The organism is Nocardia sp. NPDC058497 (genome assembly GCF_042720195.1).
In the GTDB taxonomy this organism is placed as follows: Bacteria; Actinomycetota; Actinomycetes; order Mycobacteriales; family Mycobacteriaceae; genus Nocardia.
Genome location: NZ_JBHXMY010000670.1, coordinates 1 through 2,976, shown reverse-complemented (window position 1 = coordinate 2,976; position 2,976 = coordinate 1). Strand labels below are relative to the sequence as shown.

3 protein-coding genes are annotated in these 2,976 nt (G+C 65.2%); all 3 read right to left on the bottom strand.

The features are described 5' to 3' along the window. Window positions 1–265: 265 nt before the first annotated feature. The gene (locus ACFWPJ_RS29210) at window positions 266–1,210 is read right to left on the bottom strand and encodes an alpha/beta hydrolase (protein ID WP_378856181.1); all 945 of its coding nucleotides are present in this window, start codon (window positions 1,208–1,210) and stop codon (window positions 266–268) included. Window positions 1,211–1,434: 224 nt separating this feature from the next. Then, window positions 1,435–2,532, bottom strand: a complete 1,098-nt coding sequence (locus ACFWPJ_RS29205; RefSeq protein ID WP_378856179.1) for a hypothetical protein — start codon at window positions 2,530–2,532, stop codon at window positions 1,435–1,437. Then, on the bottom strand, window positions 2,532–2,976 hold a 445-nt coding region (locus ACFWPJ_RS29200), incomplete at its 5' end, for an SDR family NAD(P)-dependent oxidoreductase (protein ID WP_378856177.1). The genes ACFWPJ_RS29200 and ACFWPJ_RS29205, both read right to left, overlap by 1 nt.

Genomic DNA, 2,976 nt, shown 5'->3' with positions numbered 1-2,976 from the left:
GCACCGAGAACGGCGGCTCCGCACCGTCGAGCGCATCGCGCACCAGCTCTAGCTCGGCGGTGCGCCCGACAAACCGCCGCCGCCGCCGACGAGCCAACAGCTCGCCGAGCGGATGCGGGCTCGGCACATCACCCATCTGGTAATGATAGGTGCGCCGCGGACAGCGCATCCTCACGGACGACGACGGCGACGAGAAGTTCCATGAACCCGGGCCCGGTTCGCTGATCAGTCTCCGGGCACCGCGGTGGGCAGCGAGGTGCCCGGATCAGGCAGGAGCGTGGTTGTTCGTGTCGATGCTGTCGACGAACCGTTCGACGCTGTCGAGGGCACTGCGTGCCTCCGACATTCGCGGGTATCCCATCTGGAACACATGAAACATCCCCGACCACACTTCGAGCTCGCATCGTCCGCCCGCTGAGCGCACGGCCGCAGCGTAGTGCTCGGAGTCCGAGGCGAGAATTTCGCTTCCTCCCGTCTGCAGCAACATCGGCGGCAGGTCGGGTCCGACCGCGCCGAGCACATCCAGGCGCGGATCACTGAAATCCGCGCCCCGCAGATAGGTCTGCATGATTCGCCGACCCGTGCGGCCGGAGACGAACTGGTCCCACACGAGTTTGTTGTGGGCCTGCGCCAGTTGCCATGTCGGGTCGACGACGCTCGAGAACCCGACCACCGCGGCGGGCTGTTCGAGACCGAGTTCGCGTAGTTGGCCACACAACCCCAATGCGAGGTGGCCACCGGCTGAATCGCCCATCACGATGATCTCGCTCGCCCGGTGTCCCTGTTCGATCAGCGACAGGTAACCATTGAGAATGTCGTCGTGGGCGGCCGGGAAACGGTACTTCGGCGCTAACCGATAGCGCACGGCGAAGACGGGTCGATGCAGTCGGCGCGACAGTTCCGAAACCAGGCCGCGATGGGTCCACGGGCTGCAACTGATGTATCCGCTGCCGTGGATGAAATAGATCAACCGGCCGCCGGGCTCCGGCTGCCCGCCCACCCATTCTCCGACGGTCCTGCCATTGGGCCCCGCGGCATCGACCTTGGTGTGCGGGAGTGTCGGACCGAACCACATCCGGCAGGCCACGATCTGCGTGAAACGGTAGCCGTAAACCCCGATCGACGAGTGCAGCGGAAGTAGCCACAGTGTCGGCCGAACGAAGATCCGCGATGCCCAGATGGTCATCCGTGCGGCGAATGAGCGCTTCACGGTTATCACATGATCATCAGCGCCGGTGTGTACAGCCATGTCGATCTACCCCAATTTTCTTCATATCCGGCCGCCCGTTGTCGTTCTCGAATCCCGTTGTCGCTGAGCACTTCTGGACCAGCTGGTGAACACCGATTATCAGGTGTTCACCAATGCCGTGTCCTGTCGGTCCGGCAAATATCGCGATGCCTACACGGGCGGGGTGTGGGGATCGCGGGCCCGGGTTACCGGGTGGGGACGGTGATGGTGCCGTAGTCCAAACCGCCGTGGCTGAAGGTCGGCACGACCGGCCACTGGCGTTTCCAGTTCGCGCACTCCGAGGACGGAATGATCTGGCGCCACTGTGGGTTTCGCGGCGACGGGGAGGCGAGGGTCTTCTCCTTGACCATGGAGTCGTACTGGTCGAGGGAGTCCTCGAGGGTGTTGGCGTTGAGCACGACCTCGCGCCCGTAGAACTCGGCGGTGCGGCGCACGCCGGGAATCTTCGACAGTTCGGGTTGCCAGCTGTCGGCGGCCATGCCGTTCTCCGAAGACACCCACACCCCGTCGGGGGTGTTGACGACCAGGGAGTGGTTGCCATCGGTGTGACCGGGGGTCCACAGCAGGCTGACCCCGACGCCGAGTTCGACATCGCCGTCGAAGATCTCGAGCTTGTCTTCGGGGACGCCGTTCATGCCGCCGTCGACGTACCAGGCCCACTGCATCGGGTGCATGGATTCGAAGGTGCCCAGTTCCCTTCGGTGCACGACCAGTTTCGCGTTGGGGAACAACGGCTCGCGCGGTGTGGACTCGCCCTCGATGGGCTCGCTGCTGCCCACGATCATGCGCGGGTCCTGGACGTGGAGGTGGTCGAAGCTGATGTAGTCCACGTCGGCGTTGGTCAAGCCGAGGCGCGGCAGCACCTGATCGGGGTCGTTGTAGTACTTGACGAACGCTGATTCCAGGCCGATGCGGCGACCGAAGCGCTGCAACTGGCCGTAGAACGGGGCTTCGGCCGACCCGGCGGCCACGGTGGGCTCCCACACCAGGGTCTTGAGCTTGCCGTCGAAACCCTCGAACTGGATCACGAACATGCGGTTGATGATCGAGATGAAGGGGTTGAGGTTGACCGAGTAGTTCTGGAACGCGTACTGCGCGGGATACGGGGCGGCGGCGATGTCGAAGCTCTTGACCGCTTTCACCTGACCCTGGGTGAGGAACCGTTCCCGGTAGTTCCCCGCCGCTTCGCGGATGGCCTCGAGCCGCTTGCCTCGGGGCCAGATGTCGTGGACGCCGTCGAATTCCGGGATCGGGCGAACGGTGGTGGATTCGGTATTGGTCATCAGGACTTCCTCGGGTCGGTGGTGTCGGTCAGGGCGCGGTGTTCGTAGCCTTCGCGGGTGTTCGAATCCTGCATCGCCTCGACTTGGTTGGGCACTGTGCGGCGCAGTACCTGGTCGCGGAGCGACTGCGGTAGCAGGCCGGTGATGCGGACCAGCAGATCGATCGAGGCCGGGAGGGTGACCTCGAAACGCGGGCGGCGCAGGACCTTCACGACGGCGGCGGCGACGTCGCTGGGCTGCAAGCGGGCGGTCGCGCCGCTGTCGGTGCCGACCGCGAGTTCGGTGTCGACCACGCCGGGCATGATCACCGACACGTGCACGCCGCTGCCGCGCAGTTCCTCGCGCACCCCGGTGAGGTAGCCCAGGACAGCGTGTTTGGTCGCGGCGTAGGTGGATTCCCCGGGTGGGGCCAGTTTGGAGGCCGCCGAGGCGATGGTGACGATG